The sequence below is a fragment of the Rodentibacter caecimuris genome (assembly GCF_010587025.1).
Classification (GTDB): domain Bacteria; phylum Pseudomonadota; class Gammaproteobacteria; order Enterobacterales; family Pasteurellaceae; genus Rodentibacter; species Rodentibacter caecimuris.
The window spans coordinates 176,471-202,738 of record NZ_CP040863.1; the positions used below are offsets into that span (position 1 = coordinate 176,471).

A 26,268-nucleotide genomic window follows, 5' to 3' on the forward strand; every position below is an offset into this window, starting at 1 on the left:
TAACTGTTATTTTTTGAATAAGTTATCCAATTCTTCCTGAGGAATTTTACCTTCAAATTTAGCTTGAATATAGCCTTTATCATCAATGATAAAAGAAGTCGGCGTACCGACTAATTGATACCGCTCGGAGGTGATTTTCATTTGATCTTTAATCACCGATTGGGTGAGTTGATGTTTGGCAACCACGGCATTGGTGTCCATATTTTCACCATCAACATTGATGGCAATAAGTTGGACTTTATTTGGATAGGCTTTATTAAGTTGCTCGAATGTTTTTAGTTCTGCCATACAATGACCGCAGGTTTCCGACCAAAAGGTGAGTAATCGGGTGCCTTGCCAATCTTTTAAGTTTACTTGTTTACCTTGTAGATCATAGGCGGCAAGTTCAGGTGCGGCGTTACCGAGAGTTGCCTTTTCTTCTTTACAAGAAACGGTGCTGAAAATGACCGCACTTAAGCAAAGTGATTTGAGTAAAAGTTTAATGTTCATTTCGTTCTTCCCGTAAAAACTTCCCGTGTTGCAGATAAATGGTACGATCAGTGAGTTCGCCCAGTTCCGGATTATGGGTCACCATGACAATGGTTCTGCCTTGGCGGTTTAACTCTTGCAATAAGTCTAAGATTAATGCCTCATTTTTTTCGTCCAAATTACCGGTGGGTTCATCGGCAAAAATAACAGGGGGCTGATTGACAAGGGCGCGGGCAATGCAAACGCGCTGTTGCTCACCGCCGGAAAGTTGGCTTGGTCGGTGATCCATACGATGTCCTAATCCCACTTGTTCTAACACCGCTTTTGCCGCCGCTTCGTCAATGACGCTGTGATAATGTTGGGCGAGCATGACATTTTCAAGGGCGGTTAAATAGGGAATCAAATGGAACTGTTGAAACACCAAGCCGATTTTTTCCGCACGAAAACGTTGGCGACCGATTTCATCTAATTGGGCGGCATCAATGCCGGCTAAAATAACATTCCCTTCACTGGCGGTGTCCAGCCCGGTGAGAATGTTCATCAAGGTCGTTTTACCTGAGCCGGAGGCGCCCATAATGGCAACAAATTCGCCTTGTTTAATTTGAATATTAATATCTTCAAGTGCGGTCACTTGACCGAAGCGTTTATATAAATGTTTTGTTTCAATAACAAATTGAGTCATAGCTTTCTCTTTTATTTTGTTAGGCGATTTTTTCTCAATCTATGCCTTAGATTTATTCACCTTTTAATACATTCGCCGTCTGAATACTTAATGCACGACGTGTTGGTAGGATAACGGCGATAAATGCGACCAACAAGGAGAGCATAATGGTAATAGGGAAGACCGGTAAACGCATATCAATATAAGATTTAAAGACCGTTAAGCCTAAAATCTGAGCGAGTAAATAACCAAATATTAATCCGACTAAAATGGCACAGACGGCAATAATAAGAATTTCTGTACAGATTTGCTTAATAATATCCGACTGTTTTGCCCCTAATGCTTTTTGTAGGGCAAATTCTTTGGCTCGTTCGCCGACAATTGCGATCAATGTGGTGTTCACACAAAGTGTAGCCAACACTAAAATCACTAAAGAGATTAGTCCCATTAGCCCTTTGATTTTATCTAAAATTTGCCCTTCCGAGGCGGAAACCTTACGGATCGGGTGGGCGGTGAGATCTTGATATTGTTGCATAATATTTTCTGCAAACTGATCGACCTGCCCCAGTTCATTTCTGACATTGAGTAGCGCATTGTTGGCAAGCCCTTCTTTTTCCAACCAATTCTGCGCAAAATCAAGATTGACGATGAGCATGTTATCTGTGGCATCACCGGCTTCTACAATAGCTTTAATGGTGAATTGATGTTTTTCTACCGCATTTTTTGACAGTTGTAGTTTATCGCCGATTTTTAAATTAAGGCGTTCGGCAAGGGTTTTACCAATCATTGCATTGCGATCATCAAAATTCACATTAATGGCGGAACCGCTAATTTGCCAATAAGGGGCTAAAACCCGCATATCTTCAAAACGAACGCCCATAATAACGATTTTTTCCAACTCACTGCGTGTTACGCCGTAAAGATAGGGGCTGGCTGCGGTGATTAATCCCTGTGGCGCTTGTTGCAAAATTTCATCAATTTGACTCACAGAAACCATTTCGCCTTTTGTCGAACCGATATAGAAATTGGCTCCAAAGGTACGAAGTTCTTGGCTCATTTTGGTGTTGATATCGAAATAAACGGCCGCCATGGCGGTAACAATGCCTGCTCCCACCGTTAAGGCAGTAAAAATAATCATCACCCGTTGTAAACGCAGACGAAGCGCACGGAAAATTAGCCGCCAAAACATACTGTTATTGTCTGCCATAAAGCACCTCAACAGGATAAAGTTTGGCAATACGATGTGCGGGGAACCAAGTTCCAATCAGGGCAATGAATATTGACAGTACCAGTACGCAAGGGATCACAATCCAAGCAAAACTGAGCGGTACGCCAAAGAGTGTGATACCTATAAATTTTGCCAAGCTCCAACCGGCTAAACATCCCAAGATACCACCAATTAATGCACTTAATACGGCTTCGCAATAAAACAACAGAACGATCTGCCATTGGTAAGCGCCCAAGGCTTTCATTAAACCGATTTCTTTGCTTCGTTCAATAATGCTGGAACTCATCAGCGAGGCAATACCCATTGCCGCTGCAATTAATGCCGCAAGCGTGACGACTGAGAGTAATAACTGAATTTTGCTGATGACCACGCCTTCGGAGGCGGCAACTTGCCAAATAGGACGCACAATCGCACCGGAGATGGCTTCTTCCAGTTGATGGGAAATCGAAGAGACATAGGCAGTGCAGTACCAACGATCATACTCTTCCGCGTCAAGGGCATCGGTATTGGCGCGAGCTTTACGGGAGAGGGTATTTTCCGGTACGGTGAGGGCGGAAACTTTCACCGATTGGACTTTACCTTCTAAACCCAGTAGGGTTTGAGCTGCACTTAACGGCATAACAAGTTGATTATCTTCCGTTCCACCTGTGGTTAAAATACCTTGAATTTTGACCGCACGTTGAGCAGAAAACTCTTTTTCTTGATAGCTTAAATGAAGTGTATCGCCAATTTTCCAGCCGTTCACTTTGGCAAGCTGCGTGCCCGCAAGAACAGGAATGATTTCACCGAAATTGTCATTTTCATCATTTACCCAATTGCCTTGCACCTGCCAATAAGGGCTGATAATACGTTGCCCGGTGTGATAATCTTCTTCATCGGGAATCGCAATGTTGTGATCGAAAAAGGTGCCTAGAATTGAAACAGAGTCTGAAAGTGCGGTCGATTTTTCCGCTGTTTTTATTACATTAACGGTTGCCGTTAATTGAGGGGCAAAGCCGACAATATTATTACGCCAGAAAATATCTTTAATGTTCGGCAGCTCTTTTTCATCAAGAAAATCTTGACCGGAAAGGGCGATGTTTGTATTGAGTTCATCCGGTAAGGCAGCATTACTTGCCGGTTCAATCAAAATATTCGCGCCGTAAGATTTTAGTTCTTTTGCCATTTTATCGCCAATATCAATAGAAACGGCAAGCAAGGCGGAGACTAAACCGGCTGCCAAGAAAATGGTGACAATGGCTAATAATTTTCGCTTGATACCAAAACGCCAAGATTGAAATAACATTCTCGCTAACATTGTTATTCCTCTTTCCCATTTTCATTGCTGAGGTATTTTTCAGGGCTATTACGGAACAGTTCAAGATTTTCTTCATTTTCAAAGAAATAAGTACGGTTTTCAAAGCTGTATTTATGTTCCGTTTGGGTATTTTTTAATTTTTTGCCACTAATAGGATCCTGCACCTCGATTTCTACGATAGTGCTGAATAAATTAAGCCCGTCTTCCAATGAGGTGCGGTGAATAATAAGCTCATTTTCCGTTTGTTGCCAATCTTCAATCGGTACGGGATTACATCCCCCCGCTTTGCCAATGGACGGAATGAACATATGGACGCCACATCCTACGCAGACGACTTGATTACCTTGCATCACATAACCTTGATCACCGCATAATAAACAGGCATCAAATACTGCTGCAAGACTGAGCTTATTCGGCTGGCGGTTAATAATAAAAAAGCGTACGGCTTTGCCATCGTCTGCGATCCAAACAAATCGGTGTAGTTTTCCGTCTTTTACTTGTTCAATCGGGATACGGACTTGTTGTGCTTGATTCAGCGTAACGGGTACGGCTTCGGAAAGTTGTGGTGGGCGTGAAGCCACTTGTACCCAATAAAGTTGGCTTGCGCCAATAAAAATTATTGCCAATGTTCCCCAATTAATCAGACGTTTTGATATTTGCACCAATGCTAATTTTTTGCGTTTTTCGATAGGATCTTGTTCAATTTTGGCTTGTAAAGCCCGTTTAACATGAGTTTGAAAGATGAAAATCCCTAAGTTTATGAACATGACAGAAAGGCAGATAACATTAAGCCAAGTCGTGACAGCCCCTGATTTTGCGGCAAAACTTAACCGCACTTTGGTGAGTTCAATTAGCTGTAATTTCATAAAAATAAGTAATAATTCGCCCGCCAGTGGTATCACTAAGGCGAACCAAAGCACAAAACTCAGCGCAAAAAGTGCGGTGGATTTTCCTTTTGTTTTTTGCTGTTGTTTAAGTAAGAAGTAGAGCCATGTTGATACGGCAAAGCATAAAATGACACCAAAAATAACCGCGCTGAGATTCAAGATAAAATCAGTATTAATAATATCCGTATTGGTAAGTGCGGTGATATTGGGATCTTTTGCCCAAGTCGCACCTGCAATCAGCATTAAGATAAATTGCCAACACAGAGCCAGTTTGCTTGAATTTGTCCATTGACTGAGGGCAAAAAGTAAGAAAGCGCTTAGAAAAATGACGGTGACGATAAGATTTGCCACTTGGCTGGTTGGCAAGATAAGACGTAATGTCACACCGCTTATTAAGCCGAAAAGACTTAACCAAATGATTGTTTTTGAACCGGGTGTAGTTGGTTTTATTGCCCAGGAGGCGCCGAGTAAAATTGAAATAGGTAAGAGCGATTGAAGCAGAAAAACGAAAAAGTAAGTCATATAAGTCAAAAAATATCATCGTGATAAAATATGTTGGCACAACATATTATTTGGTTAAGTCTCTATGGTAGATAGATTTGTGCGTGAATATAATCTATTCACGCACGTTGTAAAGGATTATTTAATTCCTGTGAATTTAAATTCATAGTTTACATCAAAAGGCTTCCACCAACGACCTACACCGGTTTCTCCATCCGTATGGCGGTGCATACCGGCTTTTGACGGCGGATCGATATGATAGGTTAATTTGTAGTTACCCACACCCATCATTTTTACGTTTGCACCATAATGCGGCCCGTCACCGGCAACCATTGGCATAAAGGTACCCTCTTGTTTTTCGCCGGTATCGGTATTGACTAAGGTGTAATTGATTGTGAGATAAGGCATCCATTCGCCGTCACCAAATCCGTTTTTATTACCTTTCACTGCGTGGATATCCGCTTCTAAGTGAATGTCGGATTTTGCAGCAGGTAAGCCCATACCGCGCGGTTCCATATCAATCGGTTTCAGATAAACGGCGGCAATTTCCATATCATTCATTGTCACGGCTTCACCGATAGGATATTCGGTAAAGGCTTGTGCGCTTGCAGCAAATAAACCGGCGGTAAGTGCGGTCGTAATTAGTGCTTTTTTCATATTAGATCTCCTGAGATTTAAGGTTATGCTGCTTTTTTACTTTGGTATTTCATAACGGCTAAAGCAAAAAGTGCAGCGATGATTAAAATGCCTTGTGGAATTAATGTTTCTAGATAAGGATAAATGCCTAACCACGAAATTTCCGGTATGCCGTTCACTAAGGTTGGTTCAAATAATTTTCCTTCAATCAGCTCTAAGACAGATTTGCCGGCAAATACAAATGCCATTAGATACATAAATGTGCCGGTGAACATAAAAAACGGTTTAAGAGGAAGTTTCACCACGCTATAACGCATGATGAAATAGCAAATTGCCAGTAGCAATACACCGACAAGAAAACCGGCAAAAAGATAAGCTATACCGACCGCACTTTTTGCATCACTGGCAAGCGCGTAATAGAACAAGACGGTTTCCGCCCCTTCGCGATAAACCGCTAAAAAGCTGGTGAGCCATAAGCCGGCCAAAGAGCCTGCGGTTAATGCGGTGGAAAGTTTGCCTTCTAAATAACGTTTCCAATTTTGTGCTTCAACTTTAGAAAGAAGCCAGTAACTCATCATAAAAAGCATAACGACGGCAATCATCATCGTGAAACCTTCCAACAATTCTCGATTTTGACCGGAGTTTTCAAAAATAAGTTGGAAAATAAAAGCAGTGATGACACTTGCTACAAGGGCAACATAAACGGATTGACGAATGGTTGGCAATTTATCTCGATGGTTATTTTTGACGAGGTATGCCACAATAGCTGCGACAATGAGTAAAGCTTCTAAGCCTTCGCGTAGAATGATTAACAGGCTGTATAAGAATAATGACCAATCACTTTGTTCTCCCCCCTGTAACATATTGACGGCTTTGGATAAATTTTGGGCTAAGCCTTCTGCTTGGGGTTGTAATTTGTCTCCTTGGTTGGCTTTCATTAGGCTGACCATACGTGTGAAATAGCCTTCAATTTCTGCTTTGAAATTACTATCGCGAGAACCGATTTTATTTTCCATTCCGCTGTTTTCAAATATGTCAAAATAGGTGTCTTGTACAGAAAGAATGGCTTTTTTCTGTTCGCCTTTTTCATAAAGTGAAATAGCTTGTTGGATACCTTGATTGACTTGATCGGCAATTTTTTGCCAATCTTGCGACTGATTTTCTACTGATTGCGCGTTATTATCCGGTTGATTCTGTTCTTCACGGGTGGTCGGCAATGCCGGTAGTAATTCTTCAATATCTTGTAGAAGGTTTGTACTTTGATAGGCGATTTCCGTCATTTGCTCCGCTTGTTCGCTTAAACGAATTAAATTGTAGAATTGTTGATTAATCGCGGCGGATTGTTCGGAAGAACGGTGGGTGCGTACCGCCATTTCCATTTCTGAATTTTTATAGCCGTCATATTGTGCTTGTTGAAAGGATTGTTTGGCTTTGGCGAAATTGCCTTGTTCATAAGCCTCAATGGCTTGTGCCACTAAATCATCAATGGTTTTAAAATTCTGTTGCCAGTAAGGCAAAATCTGATCATTTTGATAGACGCTATGTTGGCTGTCAGCATTAAGTTGATGACCTTCTGCTAAAGCGGGTAATACCTCTTGTAATGCCTGTTTTAACCCGTTAATTTTGGCTTGAATTTCATCTAGGGGCTTGCCTTCTCCAATCATTTTACGAATTTCGCCAAAGGTGGATTCCATTTGATAGCTTTTCTGAGCGGAAAAATTAATGCGAATCGGGCCTTCTAAATTTTCAAAGACTTCAAAATACGCCATTTGTACTTCGGTTCGGGCATCATCAGGATTATTTTGTTGGAGGAATGCGGTTGTTTTGTCTAACCTTGTTGTAATATCCGCTACCCATTGTTGATAGTTATCTTGTGCTAAAACCAGTTGAGAAAAGAAAAAAGTAAATAATACTGCGCAATAACGCACAACACGCAACATTGAAAGCTCCAAATGCAATTTATTCTTATTTCTGCGTATTATCCTCTAATATGAAAAAATCTCAACTGTTATTTTGTGATGTAGGGCAAGTTTTGGGAAAAGGAGAACATAAAAAAATGCGGTCAAATTTGACCGCACTTTTTATTGATCGATATTAGTTAAACATCGCAGAGATGGATTCTTCATTGCTAATACGACGAATCGATTCGGCCAGCATAGAAGAAAGGGTCAGCACACGTACTTTTCCAAGTGCTTTCATTTCGGCTGAAAGCGGGATCGTATCGGTGACGACAATTTCATCAATTGAGCCACTTGCAAGGTTTTTGGCCGCCGCACCGGAGAAAACCGCATGGGTTGCATAAGCAAATACGCGTTTTGCACCACGTTCTTTGAGGGCTTCCGCCGCTTTGCATAATGTACCGCCGGTGTCGATCATATCATCTACAAGAATACAATCACGTCCCGCTACATCTCCAATGATATGCATAACTTGTGCGACATTAGCGTGTGGACGGCGTTTGTCAATGATCGCCATATCGGTATCGTTTAATAGTTTTGCTACCGCACGGGCACGTACCACGCCACCGATATCTGGAGAAACAACGATCGGATTTTCAAGATCGGTTTTTTTCAAAATATCATGAATGAGTACAGGTGAGCCGAATACGTTATCGACCGGCACATCAAAGAAACCTTGGATTTGTTCGGCATGGAGATCACAGGTTAGCACGCGATCGATACCGACAGTGGAAAGCATATCGGCGACAACTTTAGCGGTGATCGGTACACGGGCGGAACGGACGCGACGATCTTGGCGCGCATAGCCGAAATAAGGAATTACGGCAGTAATACGGCCTGCCGACGCACGGCGTAAGGCATCCACTATGACGATTAATTCCATGAGATTATCGTTAGTCGGCGCACAGGTAGATTGAATAATAAATACATCCGCACCACGCACATTTTCGTTAATTTGAACTTGAATTTCGCCATCACTGAAACGACCTACTGTCGCATCACCAAGGGAAATATATAAACGTTCGGAAATACGTTTTGCAAGTTCAGGCGTTGCATTCCCTGCGAAGAGTTTAATGTCTGGCATTAGTTTATGACCTCAGGTTAGATTGTAGATGAATTAGGGAGATTGTGGCATTTCAACAGTTGATGTAAAGGCGAAACATTGAGTCCTTTTGCTACAAAACCGAATAATTCTTTTGGTTTTTGTTGAAAGCATGCTTGAGCATCTGCTTCGTTGTCAAATTCAGCGAATACGCAAGCACCGGTTCCGGTTAATCTTGCCGGGGCATATTGTAGCAACCAGTTTAGGGCTTTTTCAACGTCTGAATAGTGATTTAGCACAATTTTTTGGCAATCGTTTTCGTAAGACGAATCAAGCAGCACATCTAAAGTTTGTTTTGGGGTATGGCACGGTAGATTCGGATCATTAAAAATGACCGCAGTGGAAATGGAACTTTCCGGTTTTAATACCACAAACCATTTTTCAGCAGGGGAGCAGTAAGTGATTTTTTCGCCTACGCCTTCCGCAAAAGCGGCATGACCATGGACAAAAATCGGGACGTCCGCACCCAGTCTTAACCCCAGTTCGGCAAGTTCATTAAGTGATAAATTGGCTTGCCACAGATAATTTAATGCAACTAATGTTGTTGCTGCATTAGACGAGCCGCCACCAACACCGCCGCCTATGGGAAGTATTTTCTCCAAACGAATGGTCGCGCCTTGTCGAATTTTTGCTTTCTCTTGTAATAATTTTGCCGCGCGATAAATCAGATTATCTTCTATTTTAAGGTTGGTGATATTCGGTGAAATTAAAATTTTGTTATCTTCTTCTCTAACCTTGATCTCAAGCCAATCGCCGAAATCAAGAAATTGGAACAGGGTTTGGAGTTCGTGATAACCGTTTGGTAGTTTACCGTTGATATAAAGGAATAAATTAAGTTTTGCAGGACTAGGAAAACGGCAGGGTTTTCCTAGTGAAGGTTGTGAAGAAAGTGCGGTCGAAAATTGATGTGTTTTCATTAAAATACCCACTCGTCCACACGAATTTTGAGGGTCTGGGAGGTATTTTTATTTTTTAGTAGGATATTTTCCGGCATAGTATTTTCAGTATGGTAAGTTAAATAGTCAGCAGTCCAAATCGAACCGTCAAGGGGATAGCTGAATGCGCCAAGTAAGTGATTCAGCCCGACTTTATAATCGTCGGAATTGACAGCAGGTTGTCCTTTTAGCCAATAAGCAAGGTGTTCTAAGGGAATATCCATACCGATCATCTCTTGTAGCAATAATTTTGCATTGCGTGCCGATTGTCGATTGCCATTGTTATCGGAAATCGTCATACCCTGCGGGCGCATTTCAAGAAGTAAGGTGGATTTGCTGATAAGAGAATACAATTTAAGCGTATAGAATTGTGGATGTTGGTATTGCCATTCAAAACGGCTGGAAAAACGCTCTGTCGGACTAATGTAACCGATTTGCCCTTTGGCACGATATTGTTGGATTTTTTCTATTTTTTGTAAATGTTGCAACCAAGCCGCATCGGTTTTATCAAGGTATTGTACATTGGTTGGACGCTCTGAATCCAATGTACAGGCGGTAAGAATTGTGGTGATAAAAAGTGCGGTTAAAAATTTTAATGCTTTCATAGGTTTTGTTTAGCCAAAAAACTGTGCTTATTGTAAGAGGTCGTTACTATTTAGTAAAGCCTGTTTTTATTGCGCTTGATAGGCTCTTTTCATCTCACTGATTATTTTGATCCGACGACGATTTAACTCATTCCGAATTTCTTGTTTTTCAAAACCGTCTGCGATCACCTGTTGCACATCCACTTTTTCAGCGGCTTTTAATAAGGCATTGATATAATCTCGTTGTGGATATTCTCGCATTTCAAAACCGGTTCTGCCTCGTGTATCGGCAAGGCAAACTAACAGAAATTCTTGGAAACGTTGTGGCTTACGCCATACATCAAAGCGATTGAATAATTTCATCACTGTTTCGGGGCGAAGTTCAAAAGCTTTGTGAATGTGTGTGTGATATTCACAAGTGAGTTCGGCAAGTTCTTGATAATAGTTTGATACTTTTAATCGTTTAGACAGATGACGGGTTGGCTTAATGCCCGCTTGTTCGTGACCGTAGTGGTGGGGAAGAATATCTTTGGGGGTAAGGGCTTTACCAAGATCATGACAAATCGCCGCAAAACGCACCGCACTTTGGTTGAGTTCAGGATGATTCTGTGTCAGTTTGACTGCCTGTTGCAATACCAACATGGTGTGAATAAAGCTGTCAATTTCCGGATGATGTTGTACCGGATTCGGTATGCCATAAAGTGCGTCAAGTTCAGGAAAAAGGGTACTCAAAGCACCAATTTTACGTAGCACTTCAAAATAAATCTCAGGGTGTTTTTCATTCAATGCCTTTTCTGTTTCTAACCAAACACGCTCAGCCGTTAGATGTGACAGTTCACCGCTTTGTGCCAGATTTTCCATTAATGACAGTGTTTCCGGTGCGATTTTAAACCCTAAATGATGGAAACGTGCGGCAAAACGGGCAACACGTAGCACCCGTAAAGGATCTTCTGCAAAAGCTGGGGAAACATGGCGTAAAATTCGATTATCTAAATCGTTTTTTCCGTGATAAGGATCATGAAGATTGCCTTTTTCATCAAGTGCCATCGCATTGATTGTAAGATCACGTCGAATGAGATCCTGTTCTAATGTTATGTTTGGCGAAAAATCACAAATAAACCCCGTATAGCCGTTACCGGATTTGCGTTCAGTGCGTGCAAGGGCATATTCTTCTTTGGTATCGGGATTAAGGAAAACCGGAAAATCTCTACCGACTTGTTGGTAGCCTTGAACTAATAGAGTTTCGGCGGTTGCACCAACAACAACCCAATCGCGATCTTTTACCGGTAAGCCTAATAATTGATCGCGAACCGCCCCGCCGACTAAATAAATTTCCATTGATCTCCCCTAAAAAAGAAACACCGAACATTTGCTCGGTGCGATTGATTATGCCCAGCCGTCACGGCGTTTACGTCTTGGTAAAATATGAGGAATAATTAAGCCAAGTAATAATCCGACACCAAGTACCGAACCGCCGTAAATGAACCATTGGATTGCAATTTCACGTTTGCTGACATCAAGCATGGCTTCTAAATCGCGATTTTTATTTTTGGTAATTTCTAACTCGCGTTTGAGCTGGGAATTCTGTTCCAATAATTCGCTGCTTTGTTGCTCGGACTGCTTGGTACGCCGCTGCATTTCTACGGTGCGTTGTTGCCAATCATTGTCTAAATGATTAAGTTTTAATGTTAATTCCTGAATTTGGGCTTTTAATTTTGGATTTTCAAGCTTGCTGCTTGGTGTATTGCTTAGTTCGGCAGTTAAAATCCAAGCCTCACGGTTTTTGCTGTCACGAATGAGACTATACTTGCCTTGTCGTTCTAATACATTTACTTGTTCACCGGCTTGAATCGCTCCGGCAATTTTAAATTGGTCGCCAGCACCGCGACGGAGATAAGTATTGAGGTTTTCTGTCACGTATTGGGTTTCCGCATAAGCAGAATTTATTACTGAACCGAGTAAAACGCTAGGGAGTAAAAATTGAGTCAGTATTGAGGAAATTTTTGGCATAGTTATCCTTTAATTATTTTAAGTCACTTTGCTACAGACCGTAATTAAGAAAGAAAGTGCGATTAAATTTAACCGCACTTTTTTTAATTAGTGAAAAATTGCCCGCAAGATATAAAAAATCATGATAGCAAAGAAAGCGCCCGCCGGTAGTGTGACGACCCATGAGCTAATGATATTGCGGATTACTGTCAAGTTTAAGGCGGCGATACCTCGTGCAAAACCGATACCTAAGATTGCCCCAACAAGAGTTTGTGTTGTGGAGATCGGTAAACCTGTACCCGAAGCCACAACCACCGTCATCGCGGTGGCAAACTGAGCAGCAAAACCACGACTTGGGGTTAAATCGGTGATACCCGATCCTACTGTCGCCATCACTTTTTTCCCCATGGAAATTAACCCTACTGCGATACCTAGTGCACCCAGTGGCAGAATCCACCAAGCCAGAGTACCGCCCGAAACAATTTTGCCTCCTTCATCAACAATAGATACTACGGCTGAAAGCGGGCCAATCGCATTTGCTACATCATTAGAACCATGAGCAAACGCCATAGCGCAGGCGGTTAAGAGCATTAAAATACTAAATACTTTTTCGACCGCACCAAATGTGCCTTTTGTTGCAGATTGAGCGAAGGTTTTGCTGCGGAAATAGAAGTGAAAGAAAATCATCCCTATCAGGCTGATCGCAAATGAAATCACTAATGTTTCCCCGTTAGACAGGTGTAAGCCAACGTGTTTCAAACCTTTTTTCATTGTTACGATACAAAGCACAAAGATAGTGATACCCATATAGTAAGGGCCATATTTTTGGGCATTTTTCAGCGGTTGATCCGTATCAAAGATGAGCTTTTGTGTGCTGGCAAAAATGGCATAAGCCAAAATCCCTGCAATTACAGGTGTCACAAACCAACTTCCTACAATGCTACCGATTGTTGACCAATCCACCGAGCCGGGCCCGATCGTGATACAAGCAAAGCCAACAATTGCACCGATAATAGTATGTGTACCGGAAACCGGCCACCCCATTTTGGTTGCGATAAATAACCAAACACCGGAAGCAAAGAGGGCGGAAATCATGCCGAGCGTAAGAATTTCCGGTGTATCGACAAACTGCATAGGGTCAATCACACCACTTTTAATGGTTTCCGTGACTTCGCCACCGGCAAGATAAGCACCGGCAGATTCAAAAATTAATGCGATAATAATCGCTTGTTTTACTGTAATTGTGCCTGACCCTACAGAGGTCCCCATAGAATTCGATACATCATTAGCGCCAATACCAAACGCCATAAAAAAACCAAACACAGCGGTGATTAACACCAACCATGTACCATATTGATTAATTATTTCCATAGTCTTTTTCCTATGTATATTAGTTTTATGAACGCGCTAACATTAATTCAATACGTGAACCAACACGTTGTGCTTGGTCGGCAAGGACGCCTACCCATTCAATGATTTTATATAAGAACATCACATCAATCGGATTGTAACGGCTCTCGATGATGTAAAGCATCTTACGCAGTTTAATTTGCATTTGATCCGTATCGTCTTCAATGCTGTCCAATTCTTGAATCATATTGTTCACTAATTGTAATTCACGACCTTTAAAGCCGGTTTCCAATAATTTATCCATTTCTTCAATCACCAAATGAGCTTGATGAATGGAATCTAAGCTGCGACGAACATAGTTCAAAAAATCTTCCTGCATTTCTTCAGGGATACTAAGCTGACGGCCAATCATACGACCGGCAATATCTTTAGCGAAGTTTGCGAGTTTGTCTTGTTGTGTGACCAACTCTAATAAATCGGTACGATCAATAGGTAAGAATAAACCGCGTGGCAATTTCAAACGGATTTCACGTTTGAGAGTATCAGCCTCACGTTCGCGTTGGGAAATTTCTAAACGCATATTTTCTGCATTTTCCCAGTCCTTTGAGAAAGTTTTTTCAAAAAAAGGAATTAAAAGATTGCAACATTCAGTGACTTTGTCCGAATGTTTTTGCAACGGTTTTAAAGGCGAGTGGGCAAATAATCCAAGGATATTATTCATTGCCATATCTCATTTACTCCATAATAGGGGGTTGAAATTCGTGCGCATATTACCTGATTTTTATTTGAAATAGAATTGATTTTAAGACAACAACCATCGCCATATTGGCTAAAGCTCAATTCTTGCACAGATTGTAATCTGACAAGAGTAAAGCTAAGGGCTAGCTTTAGGTTGAGATATATTTATACTGCTCGGAAATGAAAAAATTAGGCTGATTTTCACTCAATAAGTCAAAAGATTGGCTAACATTTTGAAATTTCGTTATGTTTTCGTTGAAAAGCGATAAGGCACAAAAACCTTGATTTATTTATATTTACTTGTATATTTAACCAGTTAAATTAATAAGGATTTATCCTCATGAACAATGAAATCGAACTCAAGCTTGTTGTTTCAGTGGAAGCATTCAATTTATTGGAACAGCATCTCAAACAATTCACCTTATTGGAATATAAAAGATTTTTTCTTGGTAATACTTATTATGATTACCCTGATCATTTTCTTGCTAAACAGAAAATGGGATTGCGTATTCGACAAGAAGATCAACAATTTACATTAACCCTGAAAGCCAATGGGAGAGTTGTCGGTGGTTTGCACGAGCGTCCGGAATATAATTTACCGCTGAAAGAAAAAGAAACGCCGACAAATGAACAGTTACGGAAACTGTACCACTTTGAGCAGTTACCCAATGCACCATTGAATGCCATATTCTCAACGGATTTTAACCGCACTTTATGGCTGATTGAATTTCGAGATTCCAAAATTGAGGTGGCTTTTGACCAGGGAGAAATTGTGAATGGCGATCGTTCACAACCGATTTGCGAAATTGAGCTTGAATTAAAAGAGGGGGAAATTGGCGATCTGTTTTATTTTGTTGAAGAATTGCCGATGTTAACCGATATGTATTTCAGCAGTGCCAGCAAGGCAAAACGGGGCTATCAATTAGGACATCTCCCTATAATGACCGATTGGTTAAATAAATGGCGTGATTTTTTAAGAGCGGAACGGGAAGAAAGTGCGGTTGATTTTCAGGCTAAATTTAATGCTGTACTGAAAATGGAACAAGAATTGGTGGAGGAAACCCTGTCATTGCCAAAATCGGTTTTTTGCCAAGATTTTATGAAAACTGTAGAACGTGTAGGCGCTTTTTTTAATTTATATCACTATTATGATGAAAATAAGGGATTGTTTGAGGCCGTCGTAAAAAGTAAAGGAGAAAACTTAACGGACGATAATATATTGCCGCAATTGTTAGAAAACAATCAGTATTTTCTTAATAAAATTCAGGCATTGATTCGTTTTCATAGCGAAACGAAAGATAATGAAAAAACCATTGAAAAACTCACCGCACTTTTTAAAAACCGTTTTTATGTTGAGAGAGTGGTGAAATTGATGAATCTCGCATTGTAAAAATTTAAGGGTGAAAGAATGGCAAAAGCGCCGAAAACAGCCTATGTATGTAATGATTGTGGTGCGGAGTTTCCCCGTTGGCAAGGGCAGTGTTCTGCCTGTAAAGCGTGGAATACGATTAGCGAAGTGCGGTTGATTTCCGCCACAAAACCAAAAAATGATCGTTTCAGCGGTTATGCAGGTGAAACGCAGGCAAAAATTCAAACGCTGTCAGAAATTAGTTTACAGGAAACGCCCCGTTTCAGCAGTGGCTTTAAAGAGCTTGATCGCGTGCTGGGCGGAGGCATTGTACCGGGAAGTGCGATTTTGATCGGCGGTCATCCCGGTGCGGGAAAAAGTACCTTGTTGTTGCAAGTGATGTGCGGTTTGGCACAAAAAATGACCGCACTTTATGTCACAGGGGAAGAATCTTTACAGCAGGTGGCAATGCGGGCGAACCGTCTTGGTTTACCGAACGATCAACTGAATATGCTTTCTGAAACTTCAGTAGAGCAAATCTGTAATTTGGCGGATCAACTCAAACCGCAAATTATCGTGATTGATTCTATCCAAGTGATGCATTTAGCGGATATTCAATCTTCGCCCGGTAGTGTGGCGCAAGTGCGGGAATGCGCCTCTTTTTTGACACGTTATGCGAAAACCCGTCAAGTGGCGATTATTATGGTGGGGCACGTCACCAAAGACGGCACCCTTGCCGGCCCGAAAGTGTTGGAACACGCGATTGATTGTTCCCTACTTTTGGAAGGGGAGGCGGATTCCCGTTATCGTACTTTACGTAGCCATAAAAATCGCTTTGGTGCGGTGAATGAACTTGGCGTATTCGGTATGACAGAGCAAGGTTTACGTGAAGTTAAAAATCCTTCCGCCATTTTTTTAAGCCGTGGAGACGAGCAAACGCCGGGTAGTTCGGTGATGGTGTTATGGGAAGGTACACGCCCGCTTTTGGTTGAAATTCAAGCCTTAGTGGATCATTCTATGTTGTCAAATCCACGTCGTGTGGCGGTGGGGTTAGAGCAAAATCGTTTAGCATTATTGCTTGCGGTATTGCATCGCCACGGCGGTTTGCAAATGGCGGATCAAGATGTATTCGTGAATGTTGTAGGCGGGGTAAAGGTTACGGAAACCAGTGCGGATCTTGCCTTGCTTCTGGCGTTAATTTCCAGTTTTCGCAACCGTCCCTTACCGCAAGATTTAGTGATCTTTGGTGAGGTGGGGCTTGCCGGCGAAATTCGTCCGGTACCGAGCGGGCAGGAACGCATTAGTGAAGCGGCAAAACACGGTTTTAAACGTGCTATTGTTCCTTTTGGGAATAAACCGAAAAGTGCGGTCGAAAATATGCAAGTTTTTACCGTGAAAAAATTAGCGGACGCATTAGACGTGTTGGATAATTTCTAGAAATTCATTGTCATACTGAAAACCTCGGCAAAATTCGCTAAAATACGCCTGTGTAAAAATGGATAGTAAACAAAATGGAAAAGAAATTAAACAAAGCGTTAGATGCGATCGATATTAAAATCCTCAATGAATTGCAACGTAATGGCAAAATTTCAAATATTGATCTTTCCAAAAAAGTCGGTTTATCTCCGACACCTTGTTTAGAGCGGGTAAAACGTTTGGAAAAGCAGGGGGTGATTATGGGCTATCGTGCTTTGCTGAACCCCGAATTACTTGATGCCCCGCTTTTAGTGATTGTTGAAATTACGCTTGTACGGGGCAAGCCCGATGTATTTGAAGAATTTAACGAGGCGATTCAAGCTCTTGATGAAATCCAAGAATGCCATTTGGTGTCGGGCGATTTTGATTATCTGTTAAAAACGCGAGTGGCGGATATGGCGGCTTATCGTAAATTGCTCGGTACAACCTTACTTCGTTTGCCGGGAGTGAATGACACACGTACCTATGTTGTGATGGAAGAAGTTAAACAAACCAATTATCTAGTTTTAAAATAAAAATGATTAAACGAATTACTGAACGTTTCACCCCTAAACAATACTTGGGTGAATTAATCTTGGGATTGACCGCACTTTTCGGGTTATATCTGATTGTGGCGTGGTCAAGCTACACACCATTGGATAATTCTTGGTCAACCGCCAGTTTTCAGAGTGAAACAATTAATAAGGCGGGGGCTTTCGGGGCGTGGATAATTGATGCCCTCTTTGTTTTTTTGGGTTACGTAGGGCATTTACTGCCTTTTCTGATCTTTTTCGTACCGGTATTTCTACTAAAAACAAAAGCTGTCCGTTCGCTATCAATCACAAAAATTGTGTTGCGTAGTTTTGGTTTCGTTACATTATTAATTGGCTTAACCATTATGGCAACCTTGCTGCTTTCCAATACCAATTATTACTTATCCGGCGGTGTATTAGGCGGTAGTCTGGTGATTTCGCTTTATCCGACTTTAGGAAAAATCGGCTGTATTCTTGGCGGTTTCGGACTGGCTGTTCTGGGCTTTATTTTTTGCTCAGGCGCTTCATTAATTCGCTTGATCGGGCGTTTTTATAATTGGCTCACGATGAAAAATGACGCTCACCAAGAGCTTGAGCAGTCGTCTGAATCTGTTGAAGAACTAGAACAAATTGTGATTCGTAAACCATTGAGTTTGGTTAAAGAAGATAACAAATTGTCGGAAGAAACAGAGGAAAAAGATGAAAATCAACCTTTCAAAGAAACAGAAACGGATACAAATATAGAAAATCCTCTGGTTCAACCGGAAAAACTGATCAATATTCGGGGATTATCACCGTCTTTGGATATGTCTTCCCAACATCAAAAATCAATATCTGAATTTGACGAAAAATTTGATGGTTTTAAAACGGAAAATTTAGATGAATTGCCAAAAGTCACCATTTCCGAGCCGGAAAATATGTCAAGACAATCGGATTTTATGATGTCGTGGGAACAGGGGAATAAACAGACGGAAGAAAATTCACAAAGTGAAGATGATTTTACTTTAGATAAACCCGCTATTCCAAAAGTGACGCTAGCACCAATGAAGCAAGCGATTTCATTGGAGGCTGAATTGCAGTATCCCGATGTAGCAGAAGACAATCGTTTGGAAGATGATTTATCCCGTCAATTTGCCGAACAGGAGAAACAACGCTTGGCAGAGATGGAAGCCCGTGCTAAAGCGTTAAATGCCGAAGAGGCGTTACAAGTGATTCTGGCGGAATCTGACGCGCCGATTTATAAACCCTATGGCGATTCTTTGGTTCATCCGGCGTTTCAGCAACCCACCATAAAACGGGAAAAACCGAGTACGCCATTACCAAGTTTAGCATTATTGGAACATCGACCGACCCAAGCTCAGGATATCACCCGTGAGGAAATTCATGATACGTCGCAACGTATTGAACAACAGCTTCGGAACTTTAATGTAAAAGCAGTGGTGAAAGATGTATTGGTCGGGCCGGTGGTAACGCGTTACGAGCTTGAATTACAACCGGGGGTGAAAGCCTCAAAAGTAACAAATATTGATACGGATTTAGCACGTGCGTTGATGTTCCGTTCTATTCGTGTGGCGGAAGTGATTCCGGGCAAACCTTATATCGGTATTGAAACGCCGAATGCGCATCGTCAAATTGTACCGTTACGTGATGTGCTGGATAGCAACGAATTTCGTGATTCTAAAGCACTTTTACCAATGGCATTGGGGAAAGATATTAGTGGTAAGCCTGTTGTCGTGGATTTGGCAAAAATGCCTCATTTACTGGTGGCCGGTTCAACGGGTTCCGGTAAATCGGTTGGCGTGAATACCATGATTTTAAGTTTGCTTTTCCGTGTCCAACCGGAAGAAGTGAAATTTATCATGATTGACCCGAAAGTTGTGGAGCTTTCCGTCTATAACGATATTCCGCATTTGCTCACACCGGTTGTCACCGATATGAAAAAAGCGGCGAATGCACTGCGTTGGTGTGTCGATGAAATGGAGCGCCGCTATCAATTGCTTTCAGCCCTTCGGGTACGGAATATTGAAGGCTTTAATGAAAAAATTGATGAATATGAAGGCATGGGAATGCCGATTCCGAATCCAATTTGGAAACCGGGCGATACTATGGATCAAATGCCGCCGGCACTGAAAAAATTAAGCTATATCGTTGTGATCGTTGATGAGTTTGCCGATCTGATGATGGTTGCGGGTAAACAAATTGAAGAATTAATCGCTCGTTTAGCCCAAAAAGCACGGGCAATTGGGATTCACTTGATTTTGGCAACACAACGTCCGTCAGTAGATGTGATCACCGGATTAATTAAAGCGAATGTGCCGAGCCGTATTGCCTTTACCGTGGCAAGTAAAATTGACTCTCGCACCATTTTGGATCAAGGGGGAGCCGAAGCCTTATTGGGGCGTGGCGATATGCTTTATTCAGGGCAGGGCTCTTCGGATCTGATTCGTGTACATGGTGCTTTTATGAGTGATGATGAAGTGGTACGTATCGCCGATGATTGGCGGGCACGGGGTAAACCGGATTATATTGATGGCATTTTAGAGAGTGCCGATGACGAAGAAACGGCTGAAAAATCAGTGGGAAACAGTGGCGAGTTAGATCCGCTATTTGATGAAGTAATGGAGTTTGTCCTCACAACAGGTACCACTTCCGTATCTGCCCTTCAACGTAAATTCAGCGTAGGCTTTAACCGTGCCGCCAGAATTATGGATCAAATGGAAGAACAAGGTATTGTGAGCGCCATGCAAAACGGAAAACGTGAAATTCTTGCGCGTCGTCCGGATTATTAATTGCTACTTTAAAAAGGAAAGTAAAATGAAAAAAATAAGTTCAAAATTGACCACACTTAGTTTAATCGGATTGGGCTTAATCGGGTTCGCCAATATGGCGCTTGCCGATGTCGCAAGTGAATTGCAATCACGCTTAAGCCAAGTGAATGTATTAAGTGCGGATTTTTCCCAAACGGTGACTTCTGCCGGAGGTAAAAACGTGCAACAAGGGAATGGGAAAATTCAAATTAAACGCCCGAATTTATTCCGTATGGAGACTACATCGCCACAAGAAACACAGATTATTGCAGACGGTAAAACCCTTTGGTATTACGATCCTTTTGTTCAGCAAGTGACGGCACAGTGGGTGAAAGAGGCAATAAATAATACTCCCTTTGTCTTGCTAACCAGTGATGATAAGAGCCATTGGAATCAATATTCGGTGACAAAACAGGCGGATACTTTTGTGTTAAAACCTAAATCAACGAAAAGTAATATCAAACAATTTGATATTCGAGTGGATGAAAATGGCATATTGAGAAATTTCAGTACCACGGAGAAAGACGGTCAAACCAATCTCTATGTGTTGCGCAATATTACCAATCAGCCTCTCTCGGATAGTTTGTTCCAATTCAAGCCGCCAAAAGGGGTAGAGTTGGACGATCAACGTAAAAAGTAATGCTCGGGGCGTATTGATTACGCCCTCAATGTTGTTTTAAATTCTCCAATGGAATCCTGTTATGGCTAATCTTGGTTTTGATTTTTCGGAAAATGATTTTCGTCCGCTTGCCGCTAGAATGCGCCCGACGAATCTCGATCAATATTTTGGTCAATCGCATCTTATCGGTGAAGGTAAACCGTTACGTAAAGCGATTCAAGCGGGGCATATCCATTCTATGGTTTTTTGGGGCCCTCCCGGAACCGGCAAAACCACATTGGCAGAAATTATTGCAAATCAAATTAACGCAGATGTGGAACGTATTTCAGCGGTTACCGGTGGGATAAAAGAAATTCGTGAAGCCATTGAGCGTGCAAAACAAAATCGTCTTGCCGCTCGAAAAACAATTTTATTTGTAGATGAAGTTCATCGTTTCAACAAAAGTCAGCAGGATGCTTTTCTTCCTCATATTGAAGACGGCACCATTATTTTTATCGGTGCGACAACAGAGAATCCCTCTTTTGAATTAAATAACGCATTGCTTTCGCGTGCGAGGGTATATGTGTTGAAATCTTTAACTGTTGATGAAATAGAATCCGTGCTTCAGCAAGCGTTACAAGATTCGGCGCGTGGATTAGCAAAAGAGCGGTTAATTTTAGAAGAGAATTTATTACGGACGCTTGCCGAATATGCTAATGGTGATGCCCGCCTCGCCTTGAATTGCCTTGAATTGATGGTCGATATGGCTGATGAAACGGAAAACGGCAAAAAAATTAACCGCACTTTGTTAAAAGCGGTACTGGGAGAGCGTCAAGCCCGTTTTGATAAACAGGGGGATCGTTTTTATGATCTTATTTCAGCATTGCATAAGTCTGTTCGAGGTTCCGCACCGGATGCGGCATTATATTGGTATGCGCGAATTTTAACGGCGGGCGGTGATCCTCTTTATGTCGCAAGACGGCTTTTAGCAATTGCTTCGGAAGATGTGGGGAATGCCGATCCTCGAGCAATGCAAGTGGCGCTTGCTGCTTGGGACTGTTTTACCCGTGTAGGGGCTTATGAAGGGGAACGTGCCATAGCGCAAGCGATCATTTATCTTGCCGTTGCCCCGAAAAGCAATGCGGTTTATACCGCTTTTAACACGGCAAAAGAGCAAGCCAAAAACTTACCGGATTATGATGTACCGCATCATTTACGCAATGCACCGACCAACCTAATGAAAGAGTTGGAGTTTGGTGCGGAATATCGTTATGCCCATGATGAACCAAATGCTTACGCTGCCGGTGAAAATTATTTCCCTGAGGAACTCAAAGAGACACAATATTACTTTCCGACAAATCGTGGAATGGAAATTCAGATCAAAGAAAAACTGGAACGATTGCGTGAGCAAGATAAACGTGCGGTTAAAAAACGGTACAAATAAAAAATGCGTGTTGGAGACACGCATTTTTCTTTAGAACATACTCCGCCCGCTCTCTGTTTTTTCCGGTACGGTTTGAATCACATCCCAGTGTTCCACAATTTTGCCGTCTTTATCAAAACGGAAAATATCCACAACCGCCTCACCACGATCTTCATCATTTAACTGACTATGAACATGTAGGGCAACTAAATCGCCATCAGCTAATACACGTTTTACGGTTGCTTTTGATTTTGGATGGGCTTTTAAGAACGGCGTAAACGCGTCAATAAAGGCTTGTTTACCGTCCGCTACGGTTGGATTGTGTTGCAAGTATTCTTTACCGATATATTTGTCACTGGCTTCTTGTAACTTATGTTGATTAAACACCATTTCATAGAAATCAAGCGCAGCGGCTTTGTTTTGTTCTGGTGTTGAAGCAAATAAGCTTGTTGAAAATACAAAAAGTGCGGTAGTGAAAAGCGCTTTTTTCATTGAAAATCCTTCATATTCTATTAAAAAGGCTTCGCATTATAATGAAATTAAATCTTAAAGCTAGTGTGTATTTGGAAATAGACTTTTTCTTATTATGAAATAATTAAGACCGAAAATTGATTGAATTGCAGATTCTAACAATCAATTCCACCGAACCCTTGAATCTCGATTATTAGCTAAGCTAATTTTACTTACTTGAGGATATGATTGAATTTTCCTTCTTATGCGTTGTTGTATTTCTACACCATATCTACATTTTTTTATTGGTAAAACATCAAAATATCTTATAATCATCAATATTACTTACCTTTATATTAATTTTTCCTATGAGTAATGATTTTCTAATAAGATTTTCTTATGTTTTATTAATGGGTTTTGGCTTTCCTATTATGCGTTATATGAGTATTCATTTTGAAACACTAAATAATAATGCGGTTCGATTTATCTCTGGTGGTTTATTATTTGTTTTTATTTGTGTCTTAAAATATAGGAATGAGTTAGTTAAGTTGTTAAGAGAACCGGCAATCATTTTTTATCTTCTTTTGTTGGCTGTTTTTATGACGGCCAATATGTATTTTTTTATTAATGGTCTTAAATATACTTCGGCTTTAGCGGGGAGCGTTTTTGGTATTATATCCATGCCTTTAGCCGTTATTATGGCGGCAATTTTCTTTCGCGATGAAAGGGAAAAGGTAAAACAGAAGAGTTTTTATGTGGGGAGTGTGTTGGCGATCATTGGCTCTTTGCTATTTGTCATTGAGGGGAATAACTCGAGTGGCGGTAACGATTTTATAACGGGTTCACTTTTTTTAGGCACCGCCATATTTATTCAATCTATCCAAAATCTTGTTGTTAAAAAGATTTCAAAAAAATTAAATGCAGTCGTTATCAGTGCTTTTACCGCTACGTTATCCGGTATTTTTTATCTGATTTTAGCTAAAAATAGCAGCGTTATTTATCAGTTGCAGGATGTGAGTTTCGGTTTATTAATAGGGTTAATTTTTGCAGGAATGTATGGAATGCTAACGGGAATGTTGTTGGCATTTTATATCGTTCAAAAGCAAGGTATTGTTGTTTTTAACATTATTCAATTAACCGTACCTTTATCTACGGCTTTAATTAGTTATGTCACCTTGGGGGAAACCATTTCGGTTTATCAAGGTTTTGGTGCCGCGATAGTTATTGTGGGATGTGTTTTTTCATTGAGAAAAAAGCAGCAATAGAATCAATGAAATTTATTGAAGATATAAAAGAATCATCAATTAATAAGAGTTTGATAATATTCTATTGGTTTCTCGGTATTATGTGGCAAATACACAAAATAGAAAATTTATACAAAATATAAGGCGTACTGAGTATGCCCTTTGTTTATAAGCCATTAAAGTTATTGATATTGGATATAATAATCCGTGTGTCCCTATAATCATATTAAAATACCGGTTCTATCATTTTCTACATAATACTGAAAGTGCGGTTAATTTTAACCGCACTTTTATCTACACAATACAGACTTCCAATTTCAATTGTTTATTGTGGAATTGATGGAGTGTGCTGCGATGTCCGATACTGAGAATAATCATATTCGGTAAACGTTCTTTAATGATTTTATAAAGCTGATATTCGGTGGCTTCATCAAGTGCGGAAGTCGTTTCATCCAAGAAAACCACATCAGGTTTGGTGAGCAAAATACGAATGAAGGCGACCCGTTGTAATTCACCGGGCGATAAAATAGCCTGCCAGTCGTTTTCTATATCAAGTGCGTGGAGATATTTTTCCAAGCAACAATCGCGCATTATGTTGATTAAGCCCGGGTGATGAGGATTAATGTCCGGATAACAAATAGCTTCACGCAGCGTTCCTTGTGGCATATAAGGGCGTTGCGGTAAAAATAAACTTCCCATACAGGGGTGTTCTGCAATACCGATAATTTCAAAAGGATAGATGCCGGCAATGGCTTTGAGTAAGGTGGTTTTACCTGTACCTGACGCCCCTTGAATGAGTAGTGCATCACCATTTTCAAGTTCCACATTTATGTTATTTAATAAAATGCGTCCTTGTTCATCTTTTACACCAAAATCTTTTAATGCCACTCGATTGGAGCAGGTATAAGGTTGGGAGATTCCCGACTTATCCAATTCATCTAATTTGGTTATAAAACCATAAAGACGGTTAAGACGTGCCTGATATAAGGTAAATTCTTCATAAAATAAGCGGAAGAAAGAAAGTGCGGTCATTAATCGATTAAATGCTTGCACGGTTTGGTGCATATCGCCCAGTTTGATTTGTCCGCTAAAAAAGCGGGGGGCTTGTAGCATTAATGGTAATAGTTTGGCGAAACGAGTAACACCGTTGTTAAAACCGTCCAAACCAAGCATTTTTAAGACAATCGCCCAACGATTGCCAATGATTTGCGAAAATTTATCTTTCAGTAAAATTTGCTCTTTCGGCTCACCATGATAAAAGGCAATACTTTCCGCATTATCACGCACCCGAATTAACGAATAACGATAATCGCCGTTGAGTTTTTCTTTATTAAAATTAAGTTTGATGAGCGGATGCCCGATCCAGACAGACATCAGTGTGGCAAAAATGATGAACGCATAAATGAAAAACACTACACCTTTTTCAATCGGTAAACCAAATAGACTGAGAACGCCTGAAAGCGACCAGAGAATAATAGTAAATTCAATGGTCGTCAGCACGGAGTTAATCATACCCCGCACAATTTGTACGGTACTGCCGATAAATTCACGGGCATCTTGTTCAATACGTTGATCGATATTGTCGGGCAGATCTTGCTCATATTTGAGACGGTAATATTTTTTATTTTCCAGCCAGCGTTTCACCAAAATAGCATTAAGGCTTTCTAACCAGCGGATTTCAAATACTTGGCGAAGAAAATAATCGACAATGGCGTGAAGCACCTGTATGAGTGCCAAAAGTGCATTAAGTTTGGCAAAGAACCAGAATTTATCCGACGCCAATTCTTGCATTGAGCTGTATAAGCCATTGTAAAAGAATGAATTCAGCACGCTAAACCGTACTTCAAGTAAAATCATTAGGAAAAGCAATAGCAATATGGCGATAAGTTTAACCCGGTTTTGCTTGGTAATGGACGGCGAGGCAATTCGCCAAAATTTTTTGCCGAAAGTTGTTTGTTTTAATGCCGTAATTGTAAGGATAAAGTAGATTATCACCCAAAAAAGTGCGGTCAAAATCCAGTTTAAACTATTATTGAGTTCGGTTTGCCAGTTCATAAATGTTTATCAATGAAAAAA

At 41.0% G+C, this 26,268-nt stretch carries 23 protein-coding genes; 7 read left to right on the forward strand and 16 right to left on the reverse strand.

Features of this window, described 5'->3' with window-relative positions:
- Positions 1 to 6 precede the first annotated feature (6 nt).
- The 14 genes from FEE42_RS00855 to FEE42_RS00920 form a co-directional block, all read right to left on the reverse strand.
- Positions 7 to 489: a TlpA family protein disulfide reductase gene (locus FEE42_RS00855; protein WP_059365301.1), complete on the reverse strand. Its 483-nt coding sequence runs from the start codon at positions 487 to 489 to the stop codon at positions 7 to 9.
- Positions 479 to 1,150: an ABC transporter ATP-binding protein gene (locus FEE42_RS00860; RefSeq protein WP_059365300.1), complete on the reverse strand. Its 672-nt coding sequence runs from the start codon at positions 1,148 to 1,150 to the stop codon at positions 479 to 481. Before FEE42_RS00860 ends, FEE42_RS00855 begins: the two co-directional genes overlap by 11 nt.
- A 52-nt stretch (positions 1,151 to 1,202) precedes the next feature.
- Positions 1,203 to 2,336 (reverse strand): ABC transporter permease, encoded by a 1,134-nt coding sequence (locus tag FEE42_RS00865; RefSeq protein ID WP_059365299.1) that lies wholly within the window; start codon positions 2,334 to 2,336, stop codon positions 1,203 to 1,205.
- Positions 2,323 to 3,654, reverse strand: a complete 1,332-nt coding sequence (locus tag FEE42_RS00870) for an ABC transporter permease (RefSeq protein ID WP_164027470.1) — start codon at positions 3,652 to 3,654, stop codon at positions 2,323 to 2,325. Before FEE42_RS00870 ends, FEE42_RS00865 begins: the two co-directional genes overlap by 14 nt.
- Before the next feature lie 2 nt (positions 3,655 to 3,656).
- Complete coding sequence (locus tag FEE42_RS00875) at positions 3,657 to 5,063, reverse strand: Fe-S-containing protein (RefSeq protein ID WP_164027471.1); 1,407 nt, start codon at positions 5,061 to 5,063, stop codon at positions 3,657 to 3,659.
- 117 nt (positions 5,064 to 5,180) lie between these two features.
- A complete protein-coding gene (locus tag FEE42_RS00880) occupies positions 5,181 to 5,699 on the reverse strand; it encodes an iron transporter (RefSeq protein ID WP_077581671.1) in 519 nt (172 codons plus the stop codon).
- Between the two features lie 23 nt (positions 5,700 to 5,722).
- Positions 5,723 to 7,618 carry an FTR1 family protein gene (locus FEE42_RS00885; protein WP_077581670.1) on the reverse strand — a complete coding sequence of 632 codons (1,896 nt, stop codon included), beginning with the start codon at positions 7,616 to 7,618 and terminating at the stop codon, positions 5,723 to 5,725.
- Positions 7,619 to 7,772: 154 nt separating this feature from the next.
- On the reverse strand, positions 7,773 to 8,720 hold the full coding sequence (locus tag FEE42_RS00890) for a ribose-phosphate pyrophosphokinase (protein WP_059365294.1): 948 nt from the start codon (positions 8,718 to 8,720) through the stop codon (positions 7,773 to 7,775).
- Positions 8,721 to 8,737: 17 nt separating this feature from the next.
- Positions 8,738 to 9,655 carry a 4-(cytidine 5'-diphospho)-2-C-methyl-D-erythritol kinase gene (gene ispE, locus FEE42_RS00895; protein WP_164027472.1) on the reverse strand — a complete coding sequence of 306 codons (918 nt, stop codon included), beginning with the start codon at positions 9,653 to 9,655 and terminating at the stop codon, positions 8,738 to 8,740.
- A complete protein-coding gene (gene lolB / locus FEE42_RS00900; protein ID WP_164027473.1) occupies positions 9,655 to 10,278 on the reverse strand; it encodes a lipoprotein insertase outer membrane protein LolB in 624 nt (207 codons plus the stop codon). The genes ispE and lolB overlap by 1 nt, the downstream gene beginning before the upstream one ends.
- Positions 10,279 to 10,344: 66 nt before the next feature.
- The gene (locus tag FEE42_RS00905) at positions 10,345 to 11,595 is read right to left on the reverse strand and encodes a multifunctional CCA addition/repair protein (RefSeq protein ID WP_135969214.1); all 1,251 of its coding nucleotides are present in this window, start codon (positions 11,593 to 11,595) and stop codon (positions 10,345 to 10,347) included.
- 48 nt (positions 11,596 to 11,643) lie between these two features.
- Positions 11,644 to 12,267, reverse strand: a complete 624-nt coding sequence (locus tag FEE42_RS00910) for a TIGR04211 family SH3 domain-containing protein (protein ID WP_077581666.1) — start codon at positions 12,265 to 12,267, stop codon at positions 11,644 to 11,646.
- A gap of 87 nt (positions 12,268 to 12,354) precedes the next feature.
- Positions 12,355 to 13,617, reverse strand: a complete 1,263-nt coding sequence (locus FEE42_RS00915) for an inorganic phosphate transporter (protein ID WP_164027474.1) — start codon at positions 13,615 to 13,617, stop codon at positions 12,355 to 12,357.
- 25 nt (positions 13,618 to 13,642) lie between these two features.
- On the reverse strand, positions 13,643 to 14,323 hold the full coding sequence (locus FEE42_RS00920) for a TIGR00153 family protein (RefSeq protein WP_059365288.1): 681 nt from the start codon (positions 14,321 to 14,323) through the stop codon (positions 13,643 to 13,645).
- 351 nt (positions 14,324 to 14,674) lie between these two features.
- Between FEE42_RS00920 and FEE42_RS00925 the strand changes: the two genes are divergently transcribed.
- The 6 genes from FEE42_RS00925 (at position 14,675) to FEE42_RS00950 (ending at position 22,519) form a co-directional block, all read left to right on the forward strand.
- Complete coding sequence (locus tag FEE42_RS00925) at positions 14,675 to 15,724, forward strand: CYTH domain-containing protein (RefSeq protein ID WP_164027475.1); 1,050 nt, start codon at positions 14,675 to 14,677, stop codon at positions 15,722 to 15,724.
- Positions 15,725 to 15,742: 18 nt separating this feature from the next.
- On the forward strand, positions 15,743 to 17,119 hold the full coding sequence (radA, locus tag FEE42_RS00930) for a DNA repair protein RadA (RefSeq protein WP_059365286.1): 1,377 nt from the start codon (positions 15,743 to 15,745) through the stop codon (positions 17,117 to 17,119).
- Positions 17,120 to 17,193: 74 nt separating this feature from the next.
- On the forward strand, positions 17,194 to 17,673 hold the full coding sequence (gene lrp / locus FEE42_RS00935; protein WP_059365285.1) for a leucine-responsive transcriptional regulator Lrp: 480 nt from the start codon (positions 17,194 to 17,196) through the stop codon (positions 17,671 to 17,673).
- 2 nt (positions 17,674 to 17,675) lie between these two features.
- A complete protein-coding gene (locus FEE42_RS00940; protein WP_164027476.1) occupies positions 17,676 to 20,459 on the forward strand; it encodes a DNA translocase FtsK in 2,784 nt (927 codons plus the stop codon).
- Positions 20,460 to 20,484: 25 nt separating this feature from the next.
- Positions 20,485 to 21,117, forward strand: a complete 633-nt coding sequence (lolA, locus tag FEE42_RS00945; RefSeq protein WP_164027477.1) for an outer membrane lipoprotein periplasmic chaperone LolA — start codon at positions 20,485 to 20,487, stop codon at positions 21,115 to 21,117.
- Between the two features lie 61 nt (positions 21,118 to 21,178).
- A complete protein-coding gene (locus FEE42_RS00950; protein ID WP_135969217.1) occupies positions 21,179 to 22,519 on the forward strand; it encodes a replication-associated recombination protein A in 1,341 nt (446 codons plus the stop codon).
- Positions 22,520 to 22,549: 30 nt separating this feature from the next.
- On the opposite strand, the gene FEE42_RS00955 is transcribed toward FEE42_RS00950, so the two are convergent.
- On the reverse strand, positions 22,550 to 22,990 hold the full coding sequence (locus FEE42_RS00955) for a nuclear transport factor 2 family protein (protein WP_135969218.1): 441 nt from the start codon (positions 22,988 to 22,990) through the stop codon (positions 22,550 to 22,552).
- 326 nt (positions 22,991 to 23,316) lie between these two features.
- On the opposite strand from FEE42_RS00955, the gene FEE42_RS00960 reads away from it, so the two are divergent.
- Complete coding sequence (locus tag FEE42_RS00960) at positions 23,317 to 24,213, forward strand: DMT family transporter (protein ID WP_135969219.1); 897 nt, start codon at positions 23,317 to 23,319, stop codon at positions 24,211 to 24,213.
- A 273-nt stretch (positions 24,214 to 24,486) separates the two neighbouring features.
- Here the strand turns inward: FEE42_RS00960 and FEE42_RS00965 are convergent, their stop codons facing one another.
- Positions 24,487 to 26,247, reverse strand: coding sequence for an ABC transporter ATP-binding protein/permease (locus FEE42_RS00965; protein ID WP_164027478.1), 1,761 nt, complete (start codon positions 26,245 to 26,247; stop codon positions 24,487 to 24,489).
- Positions 26,248 to 26,268 lie beyond the last annotated feature (21 nt).

Bases quoted from the DNA above. Each gene is read 5' to 3' on its own strand.
- FEE42_RS00855 (WP_059365301.1), bottom strand. From the start codon at position 489: ATGAACATTAAACTTTTACTCAAATCACTTTGCTTAAGTGCGGTCATT.
- FEE42_RS00860 (WP_059365300.1), bottom strand. From the start codon at position 1,150: ATGACTCAATTTGTTATTGAAACAAAACATTTATATAAACGCTTCGGT.
- FEE42_RS00865 (WP_059365299.1), bottom strand. From the start codon at position 2,336: ATGGCAGACAATAACAGTATGTTTTGGCGGCTAATTTTCCGTGCGCTT.
- FEE42_RS00870 (WP_164027470.1), bottom strand. From the start codon at position 3,654: ATGTTAGCGAGAATGTTATTTCAATCTTGGCGTTTTGGTATCAAGCGA.
- FEE42_RS00875 (WP_164027471.1), bottom strand. From the start codon at position 5,063: ATGACTTACTTTTTCGTTTTTCTGCTTCAATCGCTCTTACCTATTTCA.
- FEE42_RS00880 (WP_077581671.1), bottom strand. From the start codon at position 5,699: ATGAAAAAAGCACTAATTACGACCGCACTTACCGCCGGTTTATTTGCT.
- FEE42_RS00885 (WP_077581670.1), bottom strand. From the start codon at position 7,618: ATGTTGCGTGTTGTGCGTTATTGCGCAGTATTATTTACTTTTTTCTTT.
- FEE42_RS00890 (WP_059365294.1), bottom strand. From the start codon at position 8,720: ATGCCAGACATTAAACTCTTCGCAGGGAATGCAACGCCTGAACTTGCA.
- ispE (WP_164027472.1), bottom strand. From the start codon at position 9,655: ATGAAAACACATCAATTTTCGACCGCACTTTCTTCACAACCTTCACTA.
- lolB (WP_164027473.1), bottom strand. From the start codon at position 10,278: ATGAAAGCATTAAAATTTTTAACCGCACTTTTTATCACCACAATTCTT.
- FEE42_RS00905 (WP_135969214.1), bottom strand. From the start codon at position 11,595: ATGGAAATTTATTTAGTCGGCGGGGCGGTTCGCGATCAATTATTAGGC.
- FEE42_RS00910 (WP_077581666.1), bottom strand. From the start codon at position 12,267: ATGCCAAAAATTTCCTCAATACTGACTCAATTTTTACTCCCTAGCGTT.
- FEE42_RS00915 (WP_164027474.1), bottom strand. From the start codon at position 13,617: ATGGAAATAATTAATCAATATGGTACATGGTTGGTGTTAATCACCGCT.
- FEE42_RS00920 (WP_059365288.1), bottom strand. From the start codon at position 14,323: ATGGCAATGAATAATATCCTTGGATTATTTGCCCACTCGCCTTTAAAA.
- FEE42_RS00925 (WP_164027475.1), top strand. From the start codon at position 14,675: ATGAACAATGAAATCGAACTCAAGCTTGTTGTTTCAGTGGAAGCATTC.
- radA (WP_059365286.1), top strand. From the start codon at position 15,743: ATGGCAAAAGCGCCGAAAACAGCCTATGTATGTAATGATTGTGGTGCG.
- lrp (WP_059365285.1), top strand. From the start codon at position 17,194: ATGGAAAAGAAATTAAACAAAGCGTTAGATGCGATCGATATTAAAATC.
- FEE42_RS00940 (WP_164027476.1), top strand. From the start codon at position 17,676: ATGATTAAACGAATTACTGAACGTTTCACCCCTAAACAATACTTGGGT.
- lolA (WP_164027477.1), top strand. From the start codon at position 20,485: ATGAAAAAAATAAGTTCAAAATTGACCACACTTAGTTTAATCGGATTG.
- FEE42_RS00950 (WP_135969217.1), top strand. From the start codon at position 21,179: ATGGCTAATCTTGGTTTTGATTTTTCGGAAAATGATTTTCGTCCGCTT.
- FEE42_RS00955 (WP_135969218.1), bottom strand. From the start codon at position 22,990: ATGAAAAAAGCGCTTTTCACTACCGCACTTTTTGTATTTTCAACAAGC.
- FEE42_RS00960 (WP_135969219.1), top strand. From the start codon at position 23,317: ATGAGTAATGATTTTCTAATAAGATTTTCTTATGTTTTATTAATGGGT.
- FEE42_RS00965 (WP_164027478.1), bottom strand. From the start codon at position 26,247: ATGAACTGGCAAACCGAACTCAATAATAGTTTAAACTGGATTTTGACC.